The 20,273-nt window shown below is 45.5% G+C and carries 18 protein-coding genes and 1 pseudogene; 7 read left to right on the top strand and 12 right to left on the bottom strand.

Annotated elements, in window-relative coordinates:
- Positions 1-99 precede the first annotated feature (99 nt).
- Positions 100-261: a hypothetical protein gene (locus tag QUB06_RS09805; protein ID WP_333435125.1), complete on the bottom strand. Its 162-nt coding sequence runs from the start codon at positions 259-261 to the stop codon at positions 100-102.
- Between the two features lie 162 nt (positions 262-423).
- Between QUB06_RS09805 and QUB06_RS09800 the strand changes: the two genes are divergently transcribed.
- A complete protein-coding gene (locus tag QUB06_RS09800) occupies positions 424-1,083 on the top strand; it encodes a class I SAM-dependent methyltransferase (RefSeq protein WP_333435124.1) in 660 nt (219 codons plus the stop codon).
- Positions 1,084-1,732: 649 nt separating this feature from the next.
- Here QUB06_RS09800 and QUB06_RS09795 read toward each other — a convergent pair.
- Entirely contained in the window at positions 1,733-1,999 is a 267-nt protein-coding gene (locus QUB06_RS09795; protein ID WP_333435123.1) for a hypothetical protein, read from the bottom strand.
- A 226-nt stretch (positions 2,000-2,225) separates the two neighbouring features.
- Between QUB06_RS09795 and QUB06_RS09790 the strand changes: the two genes are divergently transcribed.
- Positions 2,226-2,483 carry a DUF2811 domain-containing protein gene (locus QUB06_RS09790; RefSeq protein WP_050813024.1) on the top strand — a complete coding sequence of 86 codons (258 nt, stop codon included), beginning with the start codon at positions 2,226-2,228 and terminating at the stop codon, positions 2,481-2,483.
- Positions 2,484-2,900: 417 nt separating this feature from the next.
- Here QUB06_RS09790 and groL read toward each other — a convergent pair whose 3' ends face one another.
- Positions 2,901-4,592, bottom strand: coding sequence for a chaperonin GroEL (gene groL / locus QUB06_RS09785; protein WP_333435122.1), 1,692 nt, complete (start codon positions 4,590-4,592; stop codon positions 2,901-2,903).
- A gap of 319 nt (positions 4,593-4,911) precedes the next feature.
- Entirely contained in the window at positions 4,912-5,082 is a 171-nt protein-coding gene (locus tag QUB06_RS09780; protein WP_333435121.1) for a hypothetical protein, read from the bottom strand.
- Between the two features lie 70 nt (positions 5,083-5,152).
- On the opposite strand from QUB06_RS09780, the gene QUB06_RS09775 reads away from it, so the two are divergent.
- Positions 5,153-6,901 carry an ABC transporter ATP-binding protein gene (locus QUB06_RS09775; RefSeq protein ID WP_333435120.1) on the top strand — a complete coding sequence of 583 codons (1,749 nt, stop codon included), beginning with the start codon at positions 5,153-5,155 and terminating at the stop codon, positions 6,899-6,901.
- Positions 6,902-7,113: 212 nt separating this feature from the next.
- Here the strand turns inward: QUB06_RS09775 and QUB06_RS09770 are convergent, their stop codons facing one another.
- Positions 7,114-8,229 carry a fatty acid desaturase gene (locus QUB06_RS09770; RefSeq protein WP_333435119.1) on the bottom strand — a complete coding sequence of 372 codons (1,116 nt, stop codon included), beginning with the start codon at positions 8,227-8,229 and terminating at the stop codon, positions 7,114-7,116.
- A 218-nt stretch (positions 8,230-8,447) separates the two neighbouring features.
- Between QUB06_RS09770 and QUB06_RS09765 the strand changes: the two genes are divergently transcribed.
- Positions 8,448-8,678 carry a hypothetical protein gene (locus QUB06_RS09765; protein WP_333435118.1) on the top strand — a complete coding sequence of 77 codons (231 nt, stop codon included), beginning with the start codon at positions 8,448-8,450 and terminating at the stop codon, positions 8,676-8,678.
- Between the two features lie 109 nt (positions 8,679-8,787).
- Positions 8,788-9,255, top strand: a complete 468-nt coding sequence (locus tag QUB06_RS09760; RefSeq protein WP_333162310.1) for a hypothetical protein — start codon at positions 8,788-8,790, stop codon at positions 9,253-9,255.
- Between the two features lie 336 nt (positions 9,256-9,591).
- Here QUB06_RS09760 and QUB06_RS09755 read toward each other — a convergent pair whose 3' ends face one another.
- From QUB06_RS09755 to QUB06_RS09745, 3 genes are all read right to left on the bottom strand, one after another.
- Positions 9,592-9,798 (bottom strand): hypothetical protein, encoded by a 207-nt coding sequence (locus tag QUB06_RS09755; protein WP_333284565.1) that lies wholly within the window; start codon positions 9,796-9,798, stop codon positions 9,592-9,594.
- Between the two features lie 113 nt (positions 9,799-9,911).
- A complete protein-coding gene (gene thiO, locus QUB06_RS09750; protein WP_333435117.1) occupies positions 9,912-11,021 on the bottom strand; it encodes a glycine oxidase ThiO in 1,110 nt (369 codons plus the stop codon).
- Positions 11,022-11,172: 151 nt separating this feature from the next.
- Positions 11,173-11,511, bottom strand: coding sequence for a 2Fe-2S iron-sulfur cluster-binding protein (locus tag QUB06_RS09745; RefSeq protein WP_333144333.1), 339 nt, complete (start codon positions 11,509-11,511; stop codon positions 11,173-11,175).
- Positions 11,512-11,586: 75 nt separating this feature from the next.
- Between QUB06_RS09745 and cimA the strand changes: the two genes are divergently transcribed.
- Positions 11,587-13,245 (top strand): citramalate synthase, encoded by a 1,659-nt coding sequence (gene cimA / locus QUB06_RS09740; protein ID WP_445251369.1) that lies wholly within the window; start codon positions 11,587-11,589, stop codon positions 13,243-13,245.
- 107 nt (positions 13,246-13,352) lie between these two features.
- On the opposite strand, the gene QUB06_RS09735 is transcribed toward cimA, so the two are convergent.
- The 4 genes and pseudogenes from QUB06_RS09735 to QUB06_RS09720 all read right to left on the bottom strand — a co-directional run bounded on the left by QUB06_RS09735 (position 13,353) and on the right by QUB06_RS09720 (position 16,978).
- Positions 13,353-14,423, bottom strand: a complete 1,071-nt coding sequence (locus tag QUB06_RS09735) for an IS630 family transposase (RefSeq protein WP_333435116.1) — start codon at positions 14,421-14,423, stop codon at positions 13,353-13,355.
- Positions 14,424-14,603: 180 nt separating this feature from the next.
- Positions 14,604-15,141: pseudogene (locus QUB06_RS09730) on the bottom strand (IS1 family transposase); the annotation flags it as partial.
- 201 nt (positions 15,142-15,342) lie between these two features.
- The gene (locus tag QUB06_RS09725) at positions 15,343-16,311 is read right to left on the bottom strand and encodes an SPFH domain-containing protein (RefSeq protein ID WP_333435115.1); all 969 of its coding nucleotides are present in this window, start codon (positions 16,309-16,311) and stop codon (positions 15,343-15,345) included.
- A 235-nt stretch (positions 16,312-16,546) separates the two neighbouring features.
- Positions 16,547-16,978: an NfeD family protein gene (locus QUB06_RS09720; protein ID WP_333144335.1), complete on the bottom strand. Its 432-nt coding sequence runs from the start codon at positions 16,976-16,978 to the stop codon at positions 16,547-16,549.
- A 335-nt stretch (positions 16,979-17,313) separates the two neighbouring features.
- On the opposite strand from QUB06_RS09720, the gene QUB06_RS09715 reads away from it, so the two are divergent.
- Complete coding sequence (locus tag QUB06_RS09715) at positions 17,314-19,509, top strand: protein phosphatase 2C domain-containing protein (RefSeq protein WP_333435114.1); 2,196 nt, start codon at positions 17,314-17,316, stop codon at positions 19,507-19,509.
- Positions 19,510-20,273: the final 764 nt, after the last annotated feature.

The raw sequence follows: 20,273 nt of genomic DNA, 5'->3' as shown, positions 1-20,273 counted from the left end.
ATTGGCACCCGATCGCCCAGAGGCCCATTTTTCAGGCTGCAAAAAGCGTCGGGTGGACATACCACTGTTGCTGGAAGCTAGAATCGCATAGATGCACTCTCACACCCAAATTAACGGGCAAAAAGTTCTGTCTCCGGGTAGTACACAGAGAGAATTTTGCTCGATCGGACTTTTTCTTTCCGAATGCCTTATGCCTTCGAGAGATGGGCCAGAGATGGGCGATGCGAGATTTTGCACCCTGTCAAAGATTTCTTTTGCCATCCGATTGATTCGGTGACAATAATTCACCTGTCAAACAAAAAGAATGAGATGATCGAGCTGCCGATCGACTCTGACCACTCTAATATGGGGAACCTTGGCCCAAACAGTGCACCCACGCTCCGTAAATTCGCGGTCTCGGCAATAATCTCCCTAGCTTAATCGATGAAAAAAAACTTTAGCGATTATACGTATTATTACACAAATAACCGTCCCCGATATCATCACGCTTATTTGATATCTCCCCTTTTAGAAATGCTGGCGGCACTTCAGCAGACCAGCAAGACAAAACTCCGAGTTTTGGATCTCGGCTGCGGCAATGGCAGCCTCAGTCACGTCATCGCAGAGCACGGCTGCGAAGTGGTCGGCGTTGACACTTCTGCACCCGGAATTGCCATCTCCCGTCAAAGTTTCCCCGAGTGTCAGTTTATCGAAGCAGATATTTACGACCTCCCCGATACCGATATTCTGAACTCATTTGATGTTGTCTTAGCTATTGAAGTAATCGAACACTTGCTTTATCCTAAAGAAATAGCAAAAACTGCAAAAAGATGCCTCAATCCGGGAGGAAGACTAATTATTTCCACACCCTATCACGGCTATTTAAAAAATCTTGTTTTAGCGGTTTCTGGCAAACTAGATAAACATTTTACCGTTCTTTGGGATAACGGTCACATTAAATTCTTTTCAGTAGAGACGCTGACCAAGTTATTAACATCTGAAGGATACACAGACATAAAATTTAAATTTGCTGGTCGGTGTCCCTATCTTTGGAAATCAATGTTATGCTCTAGTACGTTCTCGCCAGAAGCGGAGAAATCATGAGTTTTGAGTTGTGATTTTTCAGCCCATTAAGTTTTCTGAATAGACAACCAGCCCTCATGAAAAGGTAAGGATTCAGGTCTAAAAACTTGCGGCTCCAACCCTTGTCTGGCAAGGGTTTTAGGGCAAAATAAGGGTTTTTGTCTTTCGTGGTTAATTGTCAATAAACGAGGAGAAGTGACAGTTTTTCGTGGTTTATTGAGAATAGAGATTGATTTAGTATCAAGCTCCATATCTAAAGTCTTTGCCCAGCAAGGAGTTCAGTGACCTGAATCCTTACATGAAAAGTAAAAGATAACTTTTATGGTGAAACAAATAAAATGACTGTTGGCGTTTGGATATTAGGCGATCGACTTTGGCAGAACCAAGCTGCTATCAACCGCACAGATGATAAATCTTCCCTACTGGGATTTCCTAGCGCGCCACCGGGACAAAGTTGAGTCCGCATGAGCTTTATCTTAGCCAATCTCGACAAAATGCCGCCGGCAGAATGGGCAACCATCCGCCAAAAAGCTGCAGAGTGGCACTTAGTCAGTTGACTGTTGTCAGTTGTCAGTTGTCAGTTGTCATTTGTTAATCCTTTGCAGTGGCTAATAACAAATAACCAATAACCAATAACATTAATCAACAGTCAACAGTCAACAGTCAACAGTCAACAGTCAACAGTCAACAATGCCCCATGCCCCATGCCCCATGCCCCATGCCCCATGCCCCATGCCCATGCCCCATGCCCTTTGCAATTCTTATTTTTTCCCTGACTTTTCCCTAAACATTCCACAGCGTTTCCACAGGCCAGTCTGAGGTTTTCCACAGATTCGACAAAGTTTTCCACAGAAATTAACGGCACGGTAGCATCTTGCTGCGGAATTGGGGATTTCCTTAACTTGCTGCCTAATTCCTCATAAACCCACCAACACATAAAGATATGTAACAAAAAATGCCCTAAAAAGCTTATTCTTTGGTAAACCTTTTTTTTATATAAAGGAGTTTGTAATATTTCGCAACATTGACAAACCCACCCCCTCATAGCGCACAATGATGCGACCGACCTAAAAAAAAGCGCTCTGATTTCGGCTGTGCCTGCACCTGTATCCGGCCGAAGGGGGGGTTCTGTTTTCAATTTATTAGCGAGACTAAAAAAAATGATGAACCCAACAGTCAGTATTTTTGCTGAAATTCCCGAAACGCTGCACGATTCTCTCAAAACTTACCTGGAAACCCATCCCGAATGGGATCTAGACCGAGTATTTTGCGCGGCCCTGTCGCTGTTTTTGTTGCAGAATGCCGATAGCGGTACGCCTGAAGCTTCGCGCAGTTATCGCCAAGCTGCGAGAGTTTATCTCGAAACTCTGTTTCAATCTCCTCAAGACTTGCACAGCAACAATGTAACTCCCTCGTCCTGAGAACTATCGCTTATAGCTTAATGCCGAGCCCCATTGCATCTCCCTTAAGAAGCAGGGCGGTTTCATTCTCACGAAAATCGGGATTTTGTAGGGGTAGTGCTACCCCTACTCCCGGTGCCTACCCCCTCCACGGACGAGGGAATCGGTGTTTCAAATATTGGGGCAGCCACGGGGGGATTGGGGCAACCACGGGGGGATTGGGGCAACCACGGGGGGATTGGGGCAACCACGGGGGGATTGGGGCAACCACGGGGGGATTGCCCCTACAAGAGAATGAAAAATCCCCCCGGACTATCAGGGGATGCCGGGGGGATAAGCTGCCTTAATCGTCAAACAGTAGACGGGTAGTACATAAGACGCGCTTGTTTACACGCATGGTGCGGCGCACCCTACAGGCTACAAACTAATGGCTGAAGACTACATCATGCCCATGCCGCCCATGCCACCCATGCCACCCATGCCGCCCATGCCGCCCATGCCGCCCATGCCGCCCATGCCACCCATGTCGCCCATGTCGCCGCCGGCTTTTTTCTTCTCGGGTTTTTCGACAATCACAGCTTCAGTGGTCAATACCATACCAGCAATGGAACCGGCATTTTGCAAAGCCGATCGCACCACCTTAGCGGGGTCAATAATCCCGGCGGCAATCATATCTTCGTACACGTCGGTAAGAGCGTTGTAGCCAACGTTGAACTCGCTAGCCCGCACTCGCTCGATGACGATCGAACCTTCAACGCCGGCATTATCAGCAATTTGACGCAAAGGTGCTTCCAAAGCTTTCTTCACCAAGTCAGCGCCTACTTGTTCTTCGCTGTCTAAAGTATTTCTGATCGCATCTATTTTTGTAATCAGGTGAATTAGCGTCGTCCCACCTCCGGCAACGATACCTTCTTCCACAGCAGCTTTAGTAGCGTTCAGAGCGTCTTCAATACGCAGTTTACGGTCTTTGAGCTCGGTTTCGGTAGCTGCGCCGACTTTAATTACAGCGATGCCGCCGGCGAGTTTGGCGATGCGTTCGGTTAGCTTTTCCTTGTCGTAGTCGGAATCCGTCGCTTCTAGCTGTTTGCGGATTTGCTCGATCCGTTTTAGCACGTCAGCTTTGTGTTCTTCGCCAGCAACAATGATCGTGTTTTCTTTGTCGATCGTAATTTTGCGGGCGGTACCGAGCATTTCTAGGGTTGCGGTATCGATGCTGAGTCCGACTTCTTCAGAAATCAGTTGACCGCCGGTGAGCACGGCGATATCTTGAAGCATAGCTTTGCGTCGATCGCCAAAACCAGGAGATTTGGTTGCTGCGATGTTCAATACGCCGCGGGCTTTGTTGACTACCAGAGTTGCCAAAGCTTCGCCTTCAATATCTTCGGCGATAATTAGCAGCGGTTGACCTGTGCGGGCGATTTTTTCGAGAACTGGAATTAGTTCTTGAATCGAGCTAATTTTTTTGTCGGTAATCAGGATGCGAGCGTTTTCGTACTCAACTTCCATGCGATCGGTGTTGGTGACGAAATACGGAGAAAGATATCCGCGATCGTACTGCATCCCTTCGACAACTTCCAATTCTGTTGTCAGAGATTTGGACTCTTCTACAGTAATTACGCCGTCTTTCGTGACTTTTTCCATTGCTTGGGCAATCATGGCGCCGACTTCTTCGTCGTTACCGGCGGAGACCGTGGCGACCTGAGCAATGGCGCTTCCTTCGACGGGTTTGGCCAATTTCTCGATTTCCAGCACCAAGTGGGCGATCGTTTTTTCAATACCCCGGCGCAGCGCGACTGGGTTTGCGCCTGCTGCGACATTCTTCAAACCTTCGCGAATGAGGGATTGAGCGATAACCGTTGCGGTTGTTGTGCCGTCGCCTGCGATATCTTTAGTTTTGGAGGCGACTTCTTGAATTAAGCGAGCGCCGGCATTTTCCAGGGGATCTTCGAGCTCGATATCCCTAGCAACGGTGATACCGTCGTTAACTATTTGGGGAGCGCCGTATTTCTTTTCCAATAGGACATTCCGGCCTTTCGGGCCCAAGGTGATGCGGACAGCATCGGCGAGTTGATTGACGCCGCGTTCTAGTGCCCGCCGAGATTTGTCGCTAAATGCAACTATTTTGGTCATGTTTGTCTCCAATCGCTTACATTAGCAAATTTAGCACTCTCTGAGTCTGAGTGCTAAGTTGATCGATTTTTGATTGTAGCGCGCCTCAACGGTGTGGGGGATTGGGGGGACGGATGGGAGATTTGGGCGAGCTCGTTCCGGGTGGCTAAGGACAGGGCAATGCCGTGTCCCCACATATCTCGTGTCGCCACAGATATAATGTGGTTTGTTACATATCGATATAATCAGGTTTTGGTTCAGGCCAAAACCTAATTTTGATGGCGCGTTATCCCAAAGCAGAATTTTTATTAAAAATTTCTTAACTTGTGTTTTCGGTCATCTACCTTTCGATAGAGTTTCTATTATTTTTTTTCGACCTTCTACCTTCTATAGCAACCACGCCCGACGATGATGACGTTCTTAATTGCTGAAACATGAGCTGAAGATTGCGCCTTCCTTCTTCCTTCTTCCTTCTTCCTTCTTCCTTCTTCCTTCTTCCTTCAGCATCCATCCGTTACATCCGTTACAAAATCCGCTGCCGAACCTTCTTCCTTCTTCCTTCTTCCTTCTTCCTTCTTCCTATGGCTCGTTATTCTCGACTGCAAAAACTCGGTTCTTATATGCGCCCGCACTGGAAACCAACCTTCTGGGGCGTTTTTTCGCTATTAGTTGTCAATGCTGTGGGCGTTTACATTCCCCTGCTGATTCGGAATGCAGTTGACACTCTCCAAGTGGCGACAAAATTTGACGAAGTTTTCAACTTCGTGGCACTAATTCTGATTCTCGCCTCAATTATGTGGGTAATTCGGATGGCGTCGCGGATTTTGCTATTTGGCGTCGGGCGTCAAGTCGAATTTGACCTCAAACAGCAAATATTTAATCATTTATTAACATTAGAACCGTCTTATTTTGCTGCCAATACGGTAGGAGATTTAATTAACCGCGCTACTTCCGATTTGGACAATATTCGGCGCTTGGTGGGGTTTGCGGTGCTGAGTTTGGCGAATACGGCATTTGCCTATGCTTTGACTTTGCCGGTGATGCTGGGGATTAATGTACGGCTGACGCTGTTCGCGATCGCAGTTTATCCTTTAATGCTGGTTTTGGTACAGTTATTTAGCGACAAACTTCGCATCCAACAGTTAGCCGTGCAAGAGGAATTGTCGGCGATGAGCGATTTAATTCAAGAAGATATGAGCGGGATGTCCGTAATTAAAATCTACGCTCAAGAAGAGAACGAACGCCGAGCTTTTCGCAATTCCAATGCGAAGTTGCTATCAGCAAATTTAGAATTAGCAAAAACTAGAAACTTTATTTTTCCACTGCTGGGCGGTTTGGCAAGCATCAGTTTGTTGGTGCTGCTTTCTGCTGGTGGCGGGGCAATTGCTAATGGTCAAATTAGCATTGGCGATTTTGTGGCGTTGCTGATTTATGTCGAGCGTTTGGTGTTTCCGACGGCGCTGTTGGGTTTCACAATTACTGCTTACCAGCGGGGAGAAGTGAGTGTCGATCGCATCGAATCAATTTTGACTGTGGAACCGCAAATTAAGGATGCTGCCGATGCAGGTGAACTGCCAACTCCAGTCAAAGGTGAAATTGTGGCCCGCCATCTAAATTATACTTATCCCGGGGCTAGGACACCGGCGCTTAAAGATGTTGATTTTACCATAAAACCGGGCGAAACTGTCGCAATTGTCGGGGCGATCGGCTCGGGAAAATCAACTTTAGCTAATGCGCTGCCACGCTTGCTAGATATCGATCCGGGTCAGTTATTTGTAGACGGACAGGATATTACCGAGGTAAAATTGACAGAATTGCGCGGGGCGATCGCCTACGTTCCGCAAGAAAGTTTTCTATTCGGCACTACCATCAAGAATAACATCCGCTACGGAAACCCTTTAGCGGAACAGCCGGAGATTGAAGCCGCGGCAAAACAAGCGCAAATTCACGCCGAAATCCTCAACTTTCCGCAGGAGTACAAAACAGTTGTCGGCGAGCGCGGCATTACTTTATCCGGCGGCCAGCGCCAGCGGACGGCACTTGCTCGCGCTTTGTTAGTTGACGCCCCGGTGTTAATTTTGGATGACGCTCTTTCTAGCGTTGACAATCAAACTGCTACCGACATTTTGCAAAACTTGGCAACGGGAACCGATCGCAAAACGGTAATTTTTATCTCGCATCAAATGTCAGCGGCGGCCAGTGCCGATCGCATTTTTGTGATGGAGAAAGGAGAAATAGTTCAGAGTGGGACTCACGTTGAATTGGTAGGGCAAACAGGGCTTTATCAGTATTTGTGGAACCAGCAAAAATTAGAGGAATTGCTGCATTGACAAGTGACAGATACTTTGAGTCATACCAAATGTGGTAGCATCGGAATTAATATTACCCACAGCTTTCCACACCGCGAGTGTCCAGTGTCCCTACAATTAATCCGGGTAGGGACACAGCACTGCCGTGTCCTCTATATAATTTCGGTGCAACCGGAAACGACACCATAGGATTTTGGGGAGCAAGAAGCCACCAAATTTATTGCCCCCCGATTTTAATTAGCTACATTACTGAAGGGGATTTCTTGTTGTTGTTGAAACAATTTAATCGATTGCAGACTATCTGAAGCAGCATCCCAAAGAATGAATTGGAAGCAGTCAGGAATATCGCGAATTGTCAGTGATTTTGAATTAGCAAGCAGGTGAATATTAGCATTGTGACAAGCCTGAAGATTATAGTTAGGTATGCGCTCAGAGAGATGATGAATATTGTGGTAAGCAATATCAGCGGAAAACCAATTGAGAATAGTTGGTAATTTTAGGTAACTACTGCCTTCAATTGCGCCAAGAAGATAGTCCCAACCTTCGGATTTATGAGCGTAGGAACCGTCAAAATTATGCTGAACAAAGAAAATACAGATAAATATCGCTGCTGAACAGGTCATGACAATTGAGTAAACACTCCAGAAAAAGCCAAACCCCAGTAAGTTGCTCATATAAATCCAGCTACCAACAACACAAATATTGTTGAAGAGTAAATCCCAAAACTCAGCCGTCGTATACCAATGTTTGGATTTATAAGAAGCAATGATTGCAGATAAACCCATGCCTAAATCTTGATTTAGACAAGCAAAAATATGTCGGATAAAACCCGTAATTCCTAAGATTAGCGCGAGTCTGGGCTTAATAATTAGATAGAAAAAACCACCGGGAAACAGCATCAATGGGTGTCTGAGTAACTGATACATCTTTTGACTAAATGGACTTAGCGCCGCAAATTTTTCGGTGGATATCAACGCCGAAGGGCCACGGTACATATCCCAATTACCATTATGTTTGTGGTGATAAGCGTGTCCCCTCGACCAGGGGTACTGAGGAATCGCATTGATGATACCTAGCAGAAAACCCATAATGCGATTGACTTTTTTGGAACTAAAAAGAGAATAGTGCCCGCAATCGTGCATCAAAGAGAAACAACGTCCTGAAAAAAGTGTCATCAACACCATTATCGGCGGCAGCAGGAATACAGAAATAGCAGCAGCTTTAAATGCTAAAAACCATAAGAATATATAAGGAATAACTGTATTGAGTATTTGGCAAGTAGCTTTCAAATTGTTGCTCTTCATATAAGGAGCTAGCACAAAATCCGACTTTTTGATCGCGCTTTTCATTCAGTATATCTATGGTGTGTGGATAAGTGCTTAGCTTAGCATCACAGTTGCGGGACAGCGGCGGATTTACCCCGGACTTTCCCCGTTTCTTCCAAAGGTTTTTTTGTGGGAACCGATTTTGGCACATTTATGAGGTTATCACAACTCTGGTTTGTTTACAAAAAAAACTGTGAAGCCTGTTAGCAGCCGAACAAATTGCTGCACCGGAAGGCATTAATATGATTGATTGGTTGCACGATCGACCTTTGGTGATGTATGCCGCTATTTTTGCTTGCATCGTATGTGCCACACTTTACCGTACCGGGATCTACCCTCAACTCGATCGCACGCTCAAAAGTTGGGCTACTGGCGAAAACTTTTTATTGGCGGGCTATAGGGGCGATCGCAAACAGCCCATCTCGGAAACCAAAGCTGACACAACATCCACAACCGTAGAGGATTTTGGCTAAAGTCCTTGAGAAGAGAATTTGAGGAGCGATCGTAATTGCCTGCGTTTTTGTGCTCGGAGATAGCTCGGATTTGCTACAATCTAATCGCACACGCGACTAGAAATGGGTTATGACCGAACTATTAGATGAGACGCTTTCTATTGAAATGGCGACTCGCATCAAAAGCAACCGTAAAAACTGCTTTGACAACGCCTGTAAAGCAGCGTTAGCCACCGAGGGCGCGATTTATGTTCAAGGCTTTTTAGCTGTGCCCGGAGTGCCATATAAACCCATCGAGTATAGCTGGATTGAACTCGACGAGCGAATTGTTGACCCAACATTTCCCCATCTCGGTTTCATCGCTCAAGACATTCATTACTTCCCAGTCCAGCGCTTCAGCGTCAAGAAACTCAAAGCAATCCTAGAAGAATCAAAAGAAGATTATCCTGAAGACGACCCGCTGCCGATTTATGGCAATCAACCTTATGAATATTACGGCGATTTGATGTTAGGCGGTAGCGATTACCAAAATGCTTACGATTTGGCGGCCGCTAAATGCAGAGAATTAAACCAACCCAAAAAACAGGATGCGAACTAATTCAGGACTTACCAAAAAATGGTTTGGCGCGCTACTTCCAGCGGTACTGTAGCAACTGTTGTGTCGATTAATATACTTCATCATGACTTCCCAAATCTACAAACACAGCTTTTCCGTCTTCTGTAAAGTAGAAAAGTACCCTTTCGTCGTAATCTACGCTAAAGCTCCAAAACTCCTTGAGCCTACCGGACAATTTATGAGTTTTTAAGCTTGGTTCAAACGGCTCTCTGATGAACTGTTCCAGCTTTTGCCAAAACCTAGCCTCCTAATCAGCATCGCCTTTGATCCGCTTTTTGAAAGCACGCTTGAATGAAGAACTGAAACTGACTTCCACAATTATTCCTCTATCATTACTCTGAGTTCATTGATGTTAGCGAAAAATTTCAGTTCACCTTTTTGTTCTTCAATCTGCGCTGACTTAAAGTTTTGATACATCTCTTCGCGACGTTCTTCCCGGAGATATTGCTTCAACAACAGTTGAAGCTCTTGCTTTTCGTCAGTAGAAAGATTCTTAATCGTCTCGACCACATCACTGAAAGTCATAACTTACAAAACCCTATTGTGCTGATTTGATTATAGCAAAAAATATTCTTTTGGTTGACTTTCGTTTCTCGTTCCCCGGCTCTGCCTCGTCTTAAAAAAAGCAAAAAATCTCACTATTTACCATTTTCAAACTTCCAAGATTCAGGAAACCTCGAATAATGAAAAGCAGCCAATAACGGATCTGAGTTCTGATTTCCAATCAAATCAGCCAATAATTTAGCCGTCACCGGAGCCAACAAAATGCCATTGCGGTAATGCCCCGCAGCCAGCGTCAAATTCTCCCAAGCACTAGCACCCAAAATCGGCAATTCATCGGTCGTAGCCGGCCGAAATCCCCACCAAAACTCCAGAATCGGATAATTTTGTAATTCGGGATATAACTTAATCGCTCCTGCTAGCAAACTTTGCATTCCCGCAGGTGTATTTCCCGGCGTGAAATCTACATTTTCGCTAGTTGCGCCAATAATAATTCTGCCATCTTGACGTGGCACAATATAAATGCCAGTCCCGAATAGAACGGTTTGTAGGGGCTGGATAACTCCACAATCTTCTGGTACACATACTGATAGCATTTGTCCCTTTCTTGGAAAAACAGGAACATTCAATAATTTCTCAGACCAAGGGCCCGCCGCCAAAACATAACGGTCAGCTTGTAATTTTCCTGCCGTTGTTTCCACTCCAAAAACTCGGTTTCCCTGCCGAATGATTTCCTCTGCACTGCCTTGAATAATCTCAATCTGCAATTCTTTAGTTGCGGCCTGAAGCGTCCGAAATAAAGCGCGGTTGTCTACTTGAGCGTCGTCAGGATACCACCAACCGCCAATTACTTCTTGACCTAATCCAAACTGGTGTTGGCGAACAGTATCTCTGTCCAACCATTGATAATTAAGGTTTGACAAAAGTGGCTTTTCTTGAGGCTCGTTTTGACAAACTGGTGCGAGAATTCCCGATCGCCAATATCCCGTTTTTAATCCGGTAATATCTTCTAGCTGTTCCACCCAGACGGGATACAGTGCGCGGCTTTGCACGCACAAATCCAGCATCGGACTGGGGGGAATTCGTTCGGCTTGGGGGGCAAGCATTCCCGCAGCAGCCCGAGCCGTCGGTTGTTTAGAATCGGCGGTGAGAACCGCGACAGATGCCCCTCGCAATTTCAGTTCTACTGCTAGCGAAAGACCAATTATTCCGCCGCCAATAATCAGAATATCTTTAGATGAATTCATTAACTTTTATATGGACTTTCTGGCTTTTTTGACCTCTCGGGTTTCTTTATGGTAAGGTGCCCTGTGTGCACCTTACAGTGAGAATTCTTGCACAAGTCTTACAGATTATCTGGCAAGGCGATCGTCCTATCTGCCTTCCTTAACAAAAAATCTATGCTTGGGGTTTCCAGACAGTTTCAGAACCTTGACCCCAGAAACCGTCATATTTTGTCACCTTAATATCGCCTAAAACCTTGGTTTGGCAGGACAAACGGCGGTTGGAGGCGGGAGAATGGGGAGGAACCGAAAGTCGGGCTTTTTCGCGCCACTGGGACTCGGAAACTTCGCCCTCGACGGTGACGGCGCAAGTGCCGCAAGTGCCGAGGCCGTGGCAGTTGATGACTTTGGCGTTGCCGTTGTAGAGATCGATGCCGTTTTTGAGCAATACTTCACGGAGATTGGCTCCGCGATCGCACTCAAATGTTTTTCCTTGCGCTTGTACCTTGACCACAGCAATTTACCCCAGTTAGATTTATGTTAATTTTCCTATATATTATCGCATTAAATTCAAATAAATTCATCTAATATGGTAAGTGATATATTACCAATTTCTCGATCGCAATTTCCCATGACAAATCGGCTCTGGATCTACGATACCACGCTGCGAGACGGTGCTCAGTGTGAGGGACTCTCCTTATCTCTCGAAGACAAACTGCGAATTGCTCGACAGTTAGACAGTTTAGGAATTCCCTTTATTGAAGGCGGCTGGCCGGGGGCGAATCCTAAAGACGTACAATTTTTTTGGCGTCTCAAAGAACAGCCCCTAACTCAAGCCGAAGTTGTAGCTTTTTGTTCGACTAGGCGGCCGGGAACTACGGCAGCTAATGATGAAATGTTGCAGGCTATTTTGTCCGCCGGTACTCGCTGGGTGACGCTGTTTGGCAAGTCCTGGGATTTGCACGTTATTGAAAGTTTGAAGACTACGCTAGAAGAAAATCTGGCGATGATTCGAGATACAATTGAATATTTACGGAGTCAGGGAAGGCGCGTTATTTACGATGCCGAACACTGGTTTGACGGCTACAAACACAATCCAGATTATGCTATTAAAACTTTAGAAGCTGCCGCCGATGCCGGTGCAGAATGGCTAGTGCTTTGCGATACTAACGGGGGTACTTTACCTCACGAAGTCAGTCAGGTAGTTTGCGATGTTTTAGAAGCTTTAGGAACCAATCGCGAAAAATCTTTACAATTAGGAATTCACACTCACAACGACTCAGGAGTTGCGGTTGCTAATGCTTTGGCTGCTGTGCGGGAAGGAGTGAGGATGGTACAGGGAACTATTAACGGTTACGGCGAACGCTGCGGCAATGCCGATTTATGTTCCTTAATTCCTAATTTTCAGCTAAAGTTGGGTCAGAATTGCATTGAAGACGAGCAATTAGTTAGATTAACTCAAGTAAGTCGATCGATTAGTGAAATTGTCAATCTAGCTCCCGATGATCATGCTCCTTTTGTCGGTCTTTCAGCTTTTGCTCACAAAGGGGGAATTCACGTATCGGCTGTTGAGAAAAATCCGTTAACTTACGAACATTTGGAACCGGAAAAAATTGGCAACAGGCGGCGAATTGTGATTTCGGATCAAGCGGGTTTGAGCAATGTTTTGGCGAAGGCGCGCACTTTTGGCATGGATCTCGATCGCAAAAATCCTGCTTGCCGCCAAATTTTGGAAAAATTGAAAGATTTGGAAAGTCAGGGATATCAATTTGAGGGTGCTGAGGCGTCTTTTGAATTGTTAATGCGGGAGGCCTTGGGAAAGCGCAAGCATTTATTTGAAATCAAAGGTTTTCAAGTTCACTGCGATAAAGGTAGGGAGGAAACAGTTAATTCTTTAGCAACGGTGAAAGTGACTGTTAACGGTCAAGATATTCTGGAATGCGCGGAAGGAAACGGGCCTGTTTCGGCACTTGATGCGGCTTTGCGGAAGGCTTTGCGGAATTTTTATCCGGCAATTACTGATTTTAACTTAACCGATTATAAGGTGCGAATTCTGGACGGATGTGCGGGAACTTCTGCTAAAACTCGCGTCTTGGTTGAGTTTAGCAACGGTCAAGACCGCTGGACGACTGTGGGGGTTTCTGGTAATATTTTGGATGCTTCTTATCAGGCGGTTGTTGAGGGTTTGGAGTATGGTTTGGTTTTGGGAGATAGGGAGGCGATCGTTTTAACTGTGTCGAGTTATTAGGTTAACGGCGAAGAGAAGTTGCCTGAATATCGATGTTTAAATAGATACCAGGCGATTTCAAGATAGAGTTAGCCAATTTAAAAAGAGTGAAACCTGATACCATTTTTTTAAAGATGTGATAGAGATAGAGAATGTAAGATCCAAGACCATCCGGTGAGAAAACCAATGACACGCTCGGTGAAAGATGCCAAAATTTCCTGGACTTTTATGCGGAGTTCGTCAAGATTACTAAACACCGACCAAGCTAAAAAATCTTTCAGATATTCCCACACTCTTTCTGTAGGATTTACTTCGGGACAAGCCGGAGGCTGAAATAGTAAAATAACATTGTCTGGTAATTCAGATGAGTCCAACTTATGAGCGGGTGCGTTATCAACTTGAATGATGTGTAATTGCTCAGGATATTGTATTGACAAAAGTTGTAAATATGCTCCAAAACAAACTTTGTCTAAATGGGAAAACTCCCAAAAAAAACTTTTTCCAGTAGCGCTCGATACTGCCCCATACAGCCAAAAACACTCAAATTTCCATTGATGCTTCCCGACGGGCTTTACGCCTGAAAGCGTCAGCTTACGCCGACGAATTGTATGCAGTCCTAGCCGCGTTTCATCACTGCACCAAAAGATGACTTTTTTATATTTGTTTACTTGAGGTAAAGCTTGGTATAGTAGAGCTTTTATCTGTTGATGCAAGTTATTTTTGAATTCATTAATTGCCGTAGATTTCTGAGAAATACTGCGAGGTAGGGGAATTTTTAATTTACTTTTTAATTCCCCTCTAACTAAAGAATATACAGCCTGGTAACTACTGGCTATTCCTTTAATCAACCAGAGCCAAAGATGAACTTCTTTATAACTCTGAAATCCTTCGGGGTCTCTCAACTCTTGTTGCAATGAAGCTGCTATTTCAACTGAGAACTTTTTTGGGCGACCAAAAACCTGGCGATTTTTTAACAAATTTTCCAGACCACCCTTTTTATATTGAAAGAGCCAGCGATGAATTGTCGCCTCACTTTTACCTAAAACTGCCGATACTTCCCGCACAGTTCCTACTTGTTTAGACTGAAACAAATAAAGCATTTGGACTTTGTTATAAGCTAGGATTCTTTTTTGTTGTTTGAGTATTTCTCGCAAACTTTCTACAGATTCGGTAATCTTTATATGAGGACGACCAGACATTGTAATTCTCTCCTTTACTTTTTACACAAGTCTATCACATCTTTAAAAAAATGGTATGAGATTTTACATCATGCTCAATAAGGCTTTTATGGGCTGGCTATAAGATCCCACCGACAAGAAATTCATTCTTTGTGGAACAGGCCCGAAAGCCTGTTAAATGAGAATGGTGCTCGGGGCGTGAGTCAAACCAAACCTCCCATTAATCTGGTCTGCATCGGGAATGAACATCGGGTAAAGTTTCGGGTGATGCGTTACATAAAAATAGCATTTCCATTTGCTAACTACATCCCCTAAAGATTTAAATGTTTGGTTAGTAGGGTCTCCTTGTACCCATCCTAAAATACCGCTTTTAAAGTGATTTACCGATGTCGGCCGCCAAATTTTTGTTTTTTTTACAAACAAATCTTAATCATTCATCTAATTCTTTAAATTCGCGAATTGTCTGTCGATCCTAAAAATCGGGCAGGAGTTATCCTAGTTGTTTGATCCAATTCATAATTGTGGTATGATGTACACCTTTGACTCTTTCAATCTCCCTAAAACCCATGCCATTAACATACATTTGTAGGCATTCGTCTTTCACTTCTTGAGCATAACCTCTGTGAGGTTGATAGCAGTCTATAAATTGTCTACCACAGGTAACACACAGGTAGTTCTGCTTACCTTTTTTTCGCCCATTTTTATTGATATGAGTTGACTTACATTCAGGACATTTCATAGAATATGACTTGTGTTAAATTGTTTTTTGTGAATGGCTCTCCGAATCAATTATATCTTAATTCAGCAACGCCGATTATTTAATAATGTGGTGCGTGATGACACAATCATTTTTGCTTGCTATTTATGCTAACTCTGTATGAGGATTTTCATGCCTCATACAGAGTTACCAGTCTCTTTCAATTGCCCATTCTAGCTAAGACTACTTTTTCACCTCCTTATTATTACCTTCCCCAACGATCGATCGCATTCCTTCGAGGGTAGCGGGAATGCTGCGCGGGTCCATAAACATCACCTTGCTGCTGTCGCTGGTGCCTATTTTTAGACCCATATCCAGATAGTTTTGAGCTAACAAAAATTGTAAAGCTTCCCGGGCATTGGGGTCATTTTGCAGAGTTTTGCCGATGATTTGCAAGGCCTCAGAAGTAGCTTGAGCTTTCAAAACCTGACTTTGGCGTTCTGCTTGAGCTTTCAGGACGATCGCCTTTTGTTGAGCTTCCGCTTCCAAAATAGTCGCTTTTTGGCGCGCTTCTGCATCCAGAACTTGCGCTTCAGCTTTACCTTTGGCGCTGTTAACTGCTGACTCGCGTTCGCCCTCGGATGTCAGAATTGCCGCCCGCTTGCGTCGATCGGCTGCCATCTGCAATTCCATCGATTCCTGTACAGTTTTAGAAGGGATAATATCCCGCAATTCTACCCGCGTTACTTTCACTCCCCAAGGATCGGTAACAATATCTAAGTCTCTGAGCAAGATTTCATTAATTTGAGAACGAGCAGTAAAGGTTTGTTCTAGATCCAGTTGACCCATTTCGGCGCGAATTTGAGTCAGCACCATATTTACCATTGCTGACTGGAGATTTTCTACTTTGTAACAAGCTTTTTCCAAGTCTACAATGCGCCAGTAAACCACAGCATCAACGGTGAAGGAAACGTTGTCGCGGGTAATACAAGCTTGCGGGGGAATATCTAAGACTTTTTCCCGAATTGTTTGCTCGTACACGACGCGATCGAGAAACGGCGTGACAAAATTCAAACCGGGTTCCAGTTTCTTGCCGCTGTATTTTCCTAAAGTTTCCACCAGCGCTTCATTTCCCTGATTGATAATCTTGACGGAACCTGCGAGGGCTGAGCCGCCTAAAGCTAAAAATACAAGTAAAAAAATTTGTTCCACGGTTGCCTCCTATAAATGTTGACTGTTGACTGTTGACTGTTGACTGTTGACTGTTGACTGTTGACTGTTGACTGTTAAATGTTTGTGGACTAATGACTAATGACTAATGACTAATGACTAATGACTAATGACTACTGACTACTGACTACTGACTAATGACTACTGACTACTGACTAATGACTACTGACTACTGACTACTGACTACTAATTGCCTGTGATTAATTACGCATTTTGTTTAAGAATGCAAGAGATTTTCTGGCAAAACTATCAGAGTAGTGCCTTTACGTCCGACGACAATTACGTTTTGGTTGGGGGGGATAGTGGCCTTCGTGTCTTCGCAGCGAGCTTGCCAAGAATTCCCCTCATAAATGACTCTGCCGGCTTCTCCGGGGGGAATTTCTGTTAAAGTTTTTGCTTCCTGAGAATCTGCGATCGCCCTTGCCGTGCCTTTTGGTATCAACCGCCGAGACAGCAGCACAAAAACGGTCGAAAATACCATCCACAGGAATATTTGTAAATTAACGTAAGGTAGAACTAGAGAGCATCCAGCTACGGCGAAGGCGCTCAGTCCCATCATAAAAGCGACAAAAGCAGTCGGGAGAAATATCTCTGCCAAACAGAGCAAAGACCCAGCTATCAGCCAAAGGAGCGTCGGAGTCAAGATCATAAAAAGGAATAGTGATATTATTTAGATTCTTAGATTTGAAATTTAAGATTTAAGAATTGCCAAAAACTGACTCTGCAAGGGTTTGCGACTTGCAGCCCCTCAGAGCGATTTTTCGCACAGCGGTACGACGTTGAGGCTTCCATCGTACTCCAAGTCTGAGTTTAGTAACTTAAATTACAATTTAAGCCGGTGCAGGCTGGCAGAAACTACAATTTCTAGGGGCCCAAAGGCAGTTAAGAAATTGATAGGGGCTAAAATCAGTTTATTCTCAAGCTCATGAATTTGAGCTTGCGAATCATATATCTTGAGAATGTTTTTACACAAACTATTTCGATATGATCAGCAGTTTCTCCGAACCCATTTATTGCCCGAATCTTAGCTGTCCCGATCCCCGCAATACCTTTGGCCGCCAGCACTGTGCAGCGTGCGAAACGGATTTAATTTATCGCTATGTGTGGGTGGTGGGAGAAGCAGCCGAGGAAGTGCCGGCGGGTAAGGTAATAGCCGATCGATACTTTGTCATTGCACCCCAAATCTGGCTCGACAGCCGTCCAGCGTTGCCTCCCAGCGTCCCGGAACAACTGCCGGATACGATTATGCCTTACCTGCATTTGTATCCCCAACGGCTGCATACGCCGGAAGTCTACGGTTTTTGTTCGCTTGGGGAAGCACCGGAAGCGACAGAGGTGCTGTTGTTGGAAAATGTGCCCATCAATAATTTCGGTCGCCTGTATCCTTCTATTTTAGAATCTTGGTCTGGGACAAGCGCCGCGCGCCAAGTTTACTGGCTGTGGCAAATGCTCCAACTGTGGGCGCCGCTGTCGGAACAGGGAGTCGCTTCGAGTTTGCTGGTACCGGAAAATTTGCGGGTGGAAGGTTGGCGGGTACGCCTGCTGGAACTGCACCGGGGCAATTTTGTACCGACGCTGCGGGATTTGGGAGATGTGTGGTCAGGTTTGGTGGAATCAGCGCAACCCGAGGTGCAGTCGAAACTCGGAGAGATTTGTCAGTTTATGCGCCGCAGCAGCATGAATTTCGACGCGATCGCCCTGGAACTAAACGATTTAATATTAGAACAAGCCGCTAAATTGCCTCTGCACTTAGAAGTAGTCGGCATGACTGATACCGGGCCGCAGCGCTCCCAAAATGAAGACAGTTGCTATCCGACTGCTGCTGATTTTCAATTTAGCAAAACTTCAGGGGGCGAGAAACTAATTCCTTACTTGACAATGGTTTGCGACGGGGTTGGAGGCCACGAAGGAGGAGAAGTTGCCAGTCAATTAGCCGTGCAGTCCCTGAAAGCTTTAATCCAAAATTTGCTCTCAGAAATTGCTCAACAAGAAGAGTTGATGACGCCAACAATGGTGATCAAGCAACTCGAAGAAATAGTCAGAGTTGTGAATAATGTGATTTCCGCTCAAAATAATGAGCAGGGAAAAGAGTTGCGACAGCGGATGGGGACGACTTTGGTGATGGCCCTCCAGTTGCCTCAAAAAGTGAAAATTTCCGAGGATTTGCCCTCGAATAACAGCCACGAACTTTATTTAGTCAATGTTGGAGACAGCCGCGCTTATTGGATTGGCAAAAATTACTGTCACCGGCTGACTGTGGACGACGACGTAGCCTCAAGGGAAGTCCAGCTAGGACATTGTTTATATTGGGAGACTCAACTGCGATCGGATGCAGGAGCCCTGACTCAAGCTTTGGGTACGCGGGATGCCGATTTCCTGCGCCCGACGATTCAGCGATTTATTGTCGAAGAGGAAGGCTTACTGCTGCTGTGTTCCGACGGTTTGAGCGACAACGACTGGGTAGAGAAATCTTGGGAGAATTATGGCCCAGAGGTGCTCGAGGGCAAAATGTCTTTAGAAGCCGCAGTTCAGTCTTGGATTCGTCTGGCCAACGAGAAAAACGGTTATGACAACACCTCCGTGGTGGCGACTCACTGTCGGATGTCGCCGGAGAGATTGGTACTGTTTGATCCGGCCGTGGCCTCAGCGCCGGCGTCAGCGCCAGTGTCAGCCTCGGTGTCGCTGCCGCCTTCCCTCGCGGCGTCCCTCCAGAAGTCCGGGAGGATTCCAGAATCTCAGCTTTCAGAATCGTCCAAACAGTTGTTGTACCCCGAAACTTCCCCCGCCCCGGAACCCTTTCAAAAACGGCGATCCAAGCTGCCGCTGCCCCTACTGGGGGTGTTGGGGCTGATATTAGCCGGCGGCGGTTTAGGTTTGTGGGTGCAAAGCCTCCAAAGCCCCCAGCCAGATCCGGCACAACTTCCCCCACCGCCGGAAACTCCCGCCCCAAGTCCTTCGGAGAGTCCCTCGCCCGATAGCGAGAGTCCCTCGCCGTCGCCCGAATCGACTCCTGCGGAAATTCCGCTGCCCGATAGCGAGAGTCCCTCGCCGTCGCCCGAATCGAGTCCTGCGGAAATTCCGCCGCCCGATAGCGAGAGTCTCTCGCCGTCGCCCGAATCGACTCCTGCGGAAATTCCGCCGCCCGAAGAAGCGGAAACTCCTTTGCCATCAGCGGAGTAAGGGAGAGTCTCTCGCCGTCGCCCGAATCGACTTTTGAGCTGACAAAACAATGCTTCGAGCGTCGCAGCTCTCTACTATCCCAATTCGGGAAAACTTTCCCAGTGTAAATGGAATGATTTCTGGTAGAGGTCATTGATTTACAGCATATTCCATGTAGATGTAGATCGCGAGAAACCGGGTTTTTTGAACAGAATGACTAAGGATGCGAGAACTGTAAAGAAACCTGGTTTCTGGGGTGTACTTCATAAACCTGGAATACGCTGTATATAAATCACACTTCACAGGGGATCATCTCACTTTTGCAGCCCTCCGCTAGAAATTGGAGTTTTGAGGAAAGAGGCAGAAGGAAGGAGCCAGAAGAAGTGTTTTTACTAATATGAGATGCTCCATCACAGTTAATGATTTTGTATCATAGTCCGCTTGCAGAAACAAGATGGCTAAAAAGTCAGCCATCGCTACAAAAAGTAGTTAAAAATGCTTAAGAATCTCCATGCAGCTAACAATTAGCGATTAGGAACTAACAACATAAGCTTTTTTATATTGACCACGAATTTCAAAGGTGGTACCCGCCACGTGATTTATCCGTGCAATCAATCCAAAATCGAAAATCGAAAATCAGAAGAGCCCCCGCATTTATCCGTGGGGTCGCCTCTAAAATCTAAAATCGAAAATCTAAAATCGATTGACATCGAAAATCGAAAATCAGAAGAGCCCCCGCATTTATCCGTGGGGTCGCCTCTAAAATCTAAAATCGAAAATCTAAA

Source organism: Microcoleus sp. D2_18a_D3, assembly GCF_036702455.1.
Taxonomy (GTDB): domain Bacteria; phylum Cyanobacteriota; class Cyanobacteriia; order Cyanobacteriales; family Microcoleaceae; genus Microcoleus.
This window is presented reverse-complemented; position numbering and strand designations above follow the sequence as displayed.

Coding starts and splice junctions, on each gene's coding strand:
- QUB06_RS09805 (WP_333435125.1), bottom strand. CDS start 261: ATGGCAAAAGAAATCTTTGACAGGGTGCAAAATCTCGCATCGCCCATC.
- QUB06_RS09800 (WP_333435124.1), top strand. CDS start 424: ATGAAAAAAAACTTTAGCGATTATACGTATTATTACACAAATAACCGT.
- QUB06_RS09795 (WP_333435123.1), bottom strand. CDS start 1,999: ATGTGTTGGTGGGTTTATGAGGAATTAGGCAGCAAGTTAAGGAAATCC.
- QUB06_RS09790 (WP_050813024.1), top strand. CDS start 2,226: ATGAACCCAACAGTCAGTATTTTTGCTGAAATTCCCGAAACGCTGCAC.
- groL (WP_333435122.1), bottom strand. CDS start 4,592: ATGACCAAAATAGTTGCATTTAGCGACAAATCTCGGCGGGCACTAGAA.
- QUB06_RS09780 (WP_333435121.1), bottom strand. CDS start 5,082: ATGGATGCTGAAGGAAGAAGGAAGAAGGAAGAAGGAAGAAGGAAGAAG.
- QUB06_RS09775 (WP_333435120.1), top strand. CDS start 5,153: ATGGCTCGTTATTCTCGACTGCAAAAACTCGGTTCTTATATGCGCCCG.
- QUB06_RS09770 (WP_333435119.1), bottom strand. CDS start 8,229: ATGAAAAGCGCGATCAAAAAGTCGGATTTTGTGCTAGCTCCTTATATG.
- QUB06_RS09765 (WP_333435118.1), top strand. CDS start 8,448: ATGATTGATTGGTTGCACGATCGACCTTTGGTGATGTATGCCGCTATT.
- QUB06_RS09760 (WP_333162310.1), top strand. CDS start 8,788: ATGACCGAACTATTAGATGAGACGCTTTCTATTGAAATGGCGACTCGC.
- QUB06_RS09755 (WP_333284565.1), bottom strand. CDS start 9,798: ATGACTTTCAGTGATGTGGTCGAGACGATTAAGAATCTTTCTACTGAC.
- thiO (WP_333435117.1), bottom strand. CDS start 11,021: ATGAATTCATCTAAAGATATTCTGATTATTGGCGGCGGAATAATTGGT.
- cimA (WP_445251369.1), top strand. CDS start 11,587: ATGGTAAGTGATATATTACCAATTTCTCGATCGCAATTTCCCATGACA.
- QUB06_RS09735 (WP_333435116.1), bottom strand. CDS start 14,423: ATGTCTGGTCGTCCTCATATAAAGATTACCGAATCTGTAGAAAGTTTG.
- QUB06_RS09720 (WP_333144335.1), bottom strand. CDS start 16,978: ATGATCTTGACTCCGACGCTCCTTTGGCTGATAGCTGGGTCTTTGCTC.
- QUB06_RS09715 (WP_333435114.1), top strand. CDS start 17,314: ATGATCAGCAGTTTCTCCGAACCCATTTATTGCCCGAATCTTAGCTGT.